Source organism: Cryobacterium sp. TMT1-62, from assembly GCF_004403145.1.
Taxonomy (GTDB): Bacteria; Actinomycetota; Actinomycetes; order Actinomycetales; family Microbacteriaceae; genus Cryobacterium; species Cryobacterium sandaracinum.
Window position 1 is genome coordinate 1 of record NZ_SOGZ01000028.1, and the last position, 6618, is coordinate 6618.

At 67.3% G+C, this 6618-nt stretch carries 7 protein-coding genes; 2 read left to right on the top strand and 5 right to left on the bottom strand.

The window, feature by feature from the left end:
* Nucleotides 1–267: 267 nt before the first annotated feature.
* A complete protein-coding gene (locus E3T34_RS07535; protein ID WP_104103100.1) occupies nt 268–1107 on the bottom strand; it encodes an LLM class F420-dependent oxidoreductase in 840 nt (279 codons plus the stop codon).
* A 70-nt stretch (nt 1108–1177) separates the two neighbouring features.
* On the bottom strand, nt 1178–2752 hold the full coding sequence (ffh, locus tag E3T34_RS07540) for a signal recognition particle protein (RefSeq protein WP_104103097.1): 1575 nt from the start codon (nt 2750–2752) through the stop codon (nt 1178–1180).
* A 76-nt stretch (nt 2753–2828) separates the two neighbouring features.
* Between ffh and E3T34_RS07545 the strand changes: the two genes are divergently transcribed.
* Entirely contained in the window at nt 2829–3149 is a 321-nt protein-coding gene (locus tag E3T34_RS07545; protein ID WP_134342630.1) for a putative quinol monooxygenase, read from the top strand.
* A 20-nt stretch (nt 3150–3169) separates the two neighbouring features.
* Here the strand turns inward: E3T34_RS07545 and E3T34_RS07550 are convergent, their stop codons facing one another.
* Both E3T34_RS07550 and ftsY read right to left on the bottom strand, forming a co-directional pair.
* The gene (locus E3T34_RS07550) at nt 3170–3673 is read right to left on the bottom strand and encodes a DUF2004 domain-containing protein (RefSeq protein WP_134342631.1); all 504 of its coding nucleotides are present in this window, start codon (nt 3671–3673) and stop codon (nt 3170–3172) included.
* 7 nt (nt 3674–3680) lie between these two features.
* Nucleotides 3681–4556: a signal recognition particle-docking protein FtsY gene (ftsY, locus tag E3T34_RS07555; RefSeq protein ID WP_104103088.1), complete on the bottom strand. Its 876-nt coding sequence runs from the start codon at nt 4554–4556 to the stop codon at nt 3681–3683.
* Nucleotides 4557–5044: 488 nt separating this feature from the next.
* Here ftsY and E3T34_RS07560 point away from each other — a divergent pair, with 488 nt between their 5' ends.
* Complete coding sequence (locus E3T34_RS07560) at nt 5045–5425, top strand: four-helix bundle copper-binding protein (protein ID WP_134342632.1); 381 nt, start codon at nt 5045–5047, stop codon at nt 5423–5425.
* 37 nt (nt 5426–5462) lie between these two features.
* Here the strand turns inward: E3T34_RS07560 and E3T34_RS07565 are convergent.
* Nucleotides 5463–6618, bottom strand: a 1156-nt coding sequence (locus tag E3T34_RS07565; protein WP_166785859.1) for an AAA family ATPase, incomplete at its 5' end; no start/stop codon positions are given.

Genomic DNA, 6618 nt, shown 5'->3' on the forward strand with positions numbered 1-6618 from the left:
CCCTTGAGTTTCTGTTCCTAGACAGTCAGAAACCTAGACAGGAAGCGGCGTGCGGCCGTTAAGGCGCTCCGAAACACCCACAGATGAAGCAGGAGAGCCGCGATTTTGGCGGAATCGGCCCGTCACACACCGAAAAACCCGTTTCACACCAAAATCTCCGTCGAATTGGTTCACCACCGAAGCCGGCGTTCCGCCTGTGATGATCAGCGTCCACGTGGTGCGGGCAGGACTGACCTTCCGGGAGCGATACCACCACTCGATTAGGACTCACGCATCTCGGGTGCAGCCCGTCTCAAGCGCGTTTTTTGTATCACGCCAGGCGAGCCAGTCAGTGAGCGAGGCCAGGTCGTAGTGCGGGCCGGACAGCCCAAGGGTGAACAGGCGGGCGCCTAGGTCGTAGAGCTCGTCGGCCTCGGTCACGGTGCGGGCCCGCAGCTCGGTGGAGATCTCGATCTCGGAGAGGTCCCGGCCCACCGTGTCACACCACTTCGAGAGCACGCCGAGCTTGTGCTCGAGCACCGCGGGAGTGGAAAACGAATGCCAGATGTCCGCATGTCTCGCCACGATCCGGAGGGTCTTCTTCTCGCCCCCGCCGCCGATCAGCACCGGGATGTCGCGCAGGGGCGGCGGGTTCAGCTTCGCCCAGCGCGCCTCGATCCGCGGGAGGTCGGCTTCGAGGGCGTCCAGGCGGGTGCCCGCGGTGCCGAACTCGAAGCCATACTCGTCGTAGTCGCGCTCGAACCAGCCGGAGCCGGTGCCGAAGATGAACCGGCCGCCGCTGATGTGGTCGATGGTGCGCGCCATGTCGGCCTGCAGGTCGGGGTTGCGGTAGCCGTTGCAGTTGACCAGCGCGCCCAGCTCGATGGTGGAGGTCTGCTCCGCCCAGGCCGCGAGGAGCGTCCAAGACTCGAAGTGGAGGCCGTTCTTCTCGCCGGAGAGCGGAAAGAAATGGTCCCAGTCGAACGCGATGTCCGTGCCTAGGGCCTCGACCTCCGCCACGGTCACTCGAATCTTCGGATAGAGGGCGTGCTGCGGGGCGATTTGCACACCGATACGCACTCGGTCGGCCCTGGGGGAAGGCGTGGAGGAAGGCGTGGAGGAGGTCATGCGCTCATCCTAAACCGGCGGCCGGGGGCATCCGCAGCGCAGTCAGCGGCTCAGCGTTTGCGGCGCAGTATCACCGACCGAGCATCTTCTGCAGGGCGGCCATCTCGTCTTCGGTGGGACCGCCCGCCTTCCTGGCGCCGCCGAGGCCGAAGCCCGTGCCGCCGCCCGCACCGGGGCCTGCGCCAGCGGGCTTCTCACCGGACGCGATCGCCAGGTTCTCCGCCGCGCGCTTGGCCGGGTTGCCTGACTTCGAGCCCTTCTTCTTGGGCTGCGGCTTGCCACGGCCGCCGCCGCCCATGCCGCCGGGGACCGGGCCCATGCCGGGGATGTTGGGCATGCCGCCCTTGGCGACCGTCTTCATCATCTTGGCGGCCTGCTCGAACCGGGACACGAGCTGGTTGACCTCGGTCACGGTCGATCCGGCGCCGCGGGCGATGCGCAGCCGACGGGATCCGTTCAACAGCTTCGGGGTGGTGCGCTCGGCCTTGGTCATCGACTGGATGATGGCCTCGGTGCGCACGATCTCGCGCTCGTCGAAGTTCTCGAGCTGCTGCTTCATGGCGCCGGCGCCGGGGAGCATGCTCATCATCTTCTTGATCGAACCCATGTTGCGCAGCTGCTGCATCTGCCCGAGGAAGTCGTCGAGGGTGAAACTGTCGGTGGAGAACTTCTCCGCCATCTTGCGTGCTTCGTCTTCGTCGAAGGCACCCTGCGCCTGCTCGATCAGGGTGAGGATGTCACCGAGGTCGAGGATGCGGCTGGCCATGCGGTCGGGGTGGAACGGCTCGAAGTCGTCGAGGCTCTCACCGGTCGACGCGAACATGATCGGACGGCCGGTGATCGAGGCCACGGACAGGGCCGCACCGCCGCGCGCGTCGCCGTCGAGCTTGGAGAGCACCACGCCGGTGAAGTCGACGCCGTCCTGGAACGCCTTGGCGGTGGCCACCGCGTCCTGGCCGATCATGGCGTCGATCACGAAGAGCACTTCGTCGGGGTCGATGGCCGTGCGGATGTCCGCGGCCTGCTTCATCATCTCCGCGTCGACGCCGAGGCGTCCGGCGGTGTCGACGATGACCACGTCGTGCATCTTCTGCTGCGCGTACTTGACGCCGTCGCGGGCGACCTTGACCGGGTTGCCGACGCCGTTGCCGGGCTCGGGCGCGTAGACGGGCACGCCCGCCTGGGCGCCGACGACCTCGAGCTGGGTGACCGCGTTCGGGCGCTGCAGGTCGGCCGCGACCAGGATCGGGGTGTGGCCGTCTTTCGCGAGCCACTTCGCGAGCTTGCCGGCGAGGGTGGTCTTACCGGCACCCTGGAGGCCGGCGAGCATGATGATGGTCGGCGGCTTCTTGGCGAATTCGAGTCGGCGCTGCTGACCGCCGAGGATCTCGACGAGCTCCTCGTTGACGATCTTGACGACCTGTTGGGCCGGGTTCAGCGCCTTGCTGACCTCGTCGCCGAGGGCACGCTCGCGCACCTTGCCGGTGAAGTCCTTGACCACCTCGAGGGCGACGTCGGCGTCGAGCAGTGCGCGCCGGATCTCGCGCACGGTGCCGTCGACATCCGCCGCGCTGAGCTTGCCCTTGGTGCGGAGATTCTTGAACGTCTCGGCCAGGCGATCTGAGAGGTTTCCAAAAGTAGCCATAATGCGTTTAGTTTAACCGGTCGCGGAGCCTACGTTTGTTCGGGTGCGCAAACCGCATCCGAAGCCAGGAGTCACCATGTCCGTTGTCGTCGTCGCCGTACTCACCCCGAAGCCCGGTCGCAGCCAGGAGCTCCTGGACGCGTTCGCCGTGGTCTCCCCCACGGTGCACGCCGAGACCGGCTGCGAACTGTATGCCGCGCACACCGACGGTGACCTGGTGGTCATGGTCGAGCGCTGGGCCAGCGTCGCCGACCTCGCGGTGCACGCGACCGGCGCGGGAATCACCGAACTTGGTGCGCTCACCGATGACGCACTGGCCGCCCCCACGGACGTCAAGGTGCTGCAGAACGTGCCGTTCGGCGACCCGGCCAAGGGCACCATCCAGGAGGGGCACTGACGTCCGACCGGACTGCTGCGCTACTGCTCGACGGCGATCCGCACGGGGTCGCCGTGCACGTCGATCGTGACCACGAGCAGGGCGTCGGTGTCATCGGGGCTGATCGAGTACTCGAGCACCGCGAAGTGCTCCTCGCTACGGAAGTGGTGCGGGTGGAAACCGATCCGCTGCAGCTGGATGGAGCGCAGAAAATCGATTTGTTTGTCGCCCGAATCCCAGATCAGGGCGTCGTCGAGAACCTCGGGATCCATTTCGTCGAGTTCGGTCGTGATGTATGCGCCCGTCACCGAGCCCTCCTTGCTGAGGTCGGCCACGAGCGATTCGCGGGCCTGCGAATCGAGTCCCTCGATGTCGTTGACCATGGCCGCCGCAATGTCGAGCGCTTCGGTCGAGACGGACTCCTCGTCGGGGGAGCTGAGGTCGATCTGCACGTCCTGGTCGCCCAGTTCGGCCGAATCCGACCAGTAGACCTCGCCAGCATCGTCACTGCCGAGAATTCCGAAGAAATCGTGTTCGATGGTCATGACTGTCCTATCCGACGAGTTTTTGTGCGAAAACGTGCGGCGTGAAACCGGTGAGGTCGTTGATGCCCTCGCCCTGGCCCACGAGCTTGATGGGGATGCCGGTCTTCTCCTGCACGGCGAGCACGAAGCCGCCCTTGGCGGATCCGTCCAGTTTGGTGAGCACGAGCCCGGTCACGCCGGCATGCTGGATGAAGGCCTCGGCCTGGGCCAGTCCGTTCTGGCCGGTCGTCGCGTCGAGCACGAGGAGCACCTCGGCGATCGGGGTCTGCTTCTCGATCACCTTGCGGATCTTGGTGAGCTCGTCCATCAGGCCGCCCTTGGTCTGCAGCCGCCCGGCGGTGTCGATGATCACGATCTCCGTGCCGTCTTTCATGGCCCGCTCGACGGTCTGGAAGGCGACGGATGCCGGGTCCTGGCCGTGGGCCTGCGGCCGCACGATGTCGGCGCCCGCCCGTTCGGCCCAGGTTGCCAGCTGTTCCACGGCGGCCGCACGGAACGTGTCTGCCGCCCCGATCAGCACGCTGCGGTTGTAGGTGCGCAGGAACTTCGCGAATTTGCCGATCGTGGTGGTCTTGCCGACGCCGTTGACGCCGACGACGAGCACGACGGCAGGCCGCGCGCTGAGGTTGAGGGTGGAGTCGAGCTTGGAGAGCCGTTCCTCGAGGCCTTCGCGCAGCATCCGTTGCAGGTCGGTCGGGTCGGTCGTGTTGTACCTGGCGACCTTGGCCCGCAGGTCGGCCACGACCGCCTCCGTGATGCTGGGACCGAAGTCGGCCTGGATGAGCGCGTCTTCGAGGTCTTCCCAGGTTTCGGCGTCGATGAGCTTCTTCGCGAACATGCCGCGCAGTGCGCCGGAGAGAGACCAGGGGGTGCGTTCTGCCATACCTACAGCCTATGGCTCGCGCGGTATCTGCGCCGCTGCGCCCCAGGTGTGCCTCGCGCGAAGCGGCGCAGCCGGCGCGTACCGAGCGGTGGACCTCCGAACCGATGGTGCGGACCGGGAGCGGCACCGCCCCGATAACGCTCGTTCGTGCGATTCGTGCCGTCACACGAGCGACCCGACCCGGCAGAATGACGGGGTGACGGCCCAGACCTCATCCTCTTGTGTCGGCATCGTCCACATCACGGCACGTCCTTCCCGCACGGCCCGGCGGCGGTCGGCAGCCTGATGCGTACGCTGGCGGCCGCGCGGCCGGAGCCGATCGTTGCCCTCGGATTCGTCGATGTGCAGCGCCCGGACACGCCGGAGACCCTCAGCCCGGTGTGAGGGTGTTGTTCTGAGGGACTTTCGGTCCTGGAACGACCACCCGAAAACGAGCAGGAATGTGCAAGCCCCCCGACAGCCGCCCGGACCCGGTCTAGGGTGTCGGCATGGCAGTCAGCACAGGGCCCGAGAGTGTGCGCACCGGGATCAACCGGTGCATCGCGGCGTGCGACGCTCTCGTGACGGTAAGCGAGGACTGCGCGCACGCCTGCCTCCGCATCAAGGGCAACGGCGACATCACCCGCTGCTTCTTCGCCGACCTGGACTGCATCGAGGTGTGTTCGTCGACGAGCCGGCTGCTGTCCTGGCATGCGCGCAAGGACGGGCTGATGACCATCGCGCTGCTGGAAACCTGCCGCGAGGCCGCCCGGGCATCGATCGCGGCCTGCGAGAACATGGCCCGGCTGCATCCGGGCTGGCACACCTGCAGCATGGCCTGCCGCCGGGTCGACGAGGCCTGCGCGCGACTCCTGGCCGTGCTGCGCTAGCGTTCCTCACTCGACAGCGGCGAACAGCGGCGACGTGTCAGGATGCCTGCTCGTCATCCTTCGCGATGCGCTGCCCGACCACGGCCGAGACCCCATCGAGGCGCATCGAGACGCCGTAAAGGGCATCCGCGATCTCCATCGTGCGTTTCTGGTGGGTGATCACGATGAGCTGACTGGTGGCGCGCAGGTCCTCGAAGATAGTCAGCAGCCGGCCGAGGTTGGCGTCGTCGAGGGCAGCCTCGACCTCGTCCATGATGTAGAACGGACTCGGGCGGGCCTTGAAGATGGCGATCAGCAGGGCCACGGCGGCGAGCGAGCGCTCTCCGCCCGACAGCAGCGAGAGCCGCTCGATCTTCTTGCCGGCGGGCTTGACCGAGACCTCGATGCCGGTCGTGAGCAGGCTGTCGGGATCGGTGAGACGGATGCTGCCGCTCCCGCCCGGGAACAGCACCGGGAACACCTCGGCGAACGCCGCCTGGGTGTCGTCGAAGGCGCTGCCGAAGATGGCACCCATCTTCTCGTCGATCTCCTCGATGATGGTGAGCAGGTCACGGCGCGTGTTGGAGAGGTCGGTGAGCTGCTCAGTGAGGAAGCGGTGCCGCTGCTCGAGCGCGGCAAACTCCTCGAGGGCCAGCGGGTTCACTCGGCCGAGCTGGGCATAGCGGCGCTCGGCGACGGTCAGGCGGCGCTGTTGGTCGTCCCGGTCGAAGCGGACGGGTTCGATGGTCGGGTCTGAGCTGTTCTGGACGGCGCCCGGGATCGGCTGGTCGGGCCCGTACTCGGCCACGAGCACGTCTTCGGTCAGACCGAGGTCGCTGACGGCGCGCTCGAGCAGCCCGGACAGGTGCAGCTTCTTCTCGTAGATGGCCAGTTCCAGGCCGTGCACGGTCTCGGTGACGGCCTGCAACCGGGTGCGCAGAGCGCTGTCCTCCCGGCGCAGCGCCGCGATTTCCTCGTTCTGGCTGCTGCGCTCCGCCTCGGCGGTGGCCAGGCGCAGCCTGGCTTCGCTGGCGGAGGCGTCGACCGAGGCGAGAACCAGCGGGAGCGCCTCGGCCACCCGGCTGGCGGCATCCACCTGACGGCGACGGATGACCGCACGCCGGGCTGCCTCCTCGGCCGCCGCCCGCGCGGCAGTCTGCTGTTTCGCGAGCGCGTCGGCCCGCGCCTGCCCGGCGCGCACGCGTTCGCGGGCG

Bases quoted from the DNA above. Each gene is read 5' to 3' on its own strand.
- E3T34_RS07535 (WP_104103100.1), bottom strand. From the start codon at position 1,107: ATGACCTCCTCCACGCCTTCCTCCACGCCTTCCCCCAGGGCCGACCGA.
- ffh (WP_104103097.1), bottom strand. From the start codon at position 2,752: ATGGCTACTTTTGGAAACCTCTCAGATCGCCTGGCCGAGACGTTCAAG.
- E3T34_RS07545 (WP_134342630.1), top strand. From the start codon at position 2,829: ATGTCCGTTGTCGTCGTCGCCGTACTCACCCCGAAGCCCGGTCGCAGC.
- E3T34_RS07550 (WP_134342631.1), bottom strand. From the start codon at position 3,673: ATGACCATCGAACACGATTTCTTCGGAATTCTCGGCAGTGACGATGCT.
- ftsY (WP_104103088.1), bottom strand. From the start codon at position 4,556: ATGGCAGAACGCACCCCCTGGTCTCTCTCCGGCGCACTGCGCGGCATG.
- E3T34_RS07560 (WP_134342632.1), top strand. From the start codon at position 5,045: ATGGCAGTCAGCACAGGGCCCGAGAGTGTGCGCACCGGGATCAACCGG.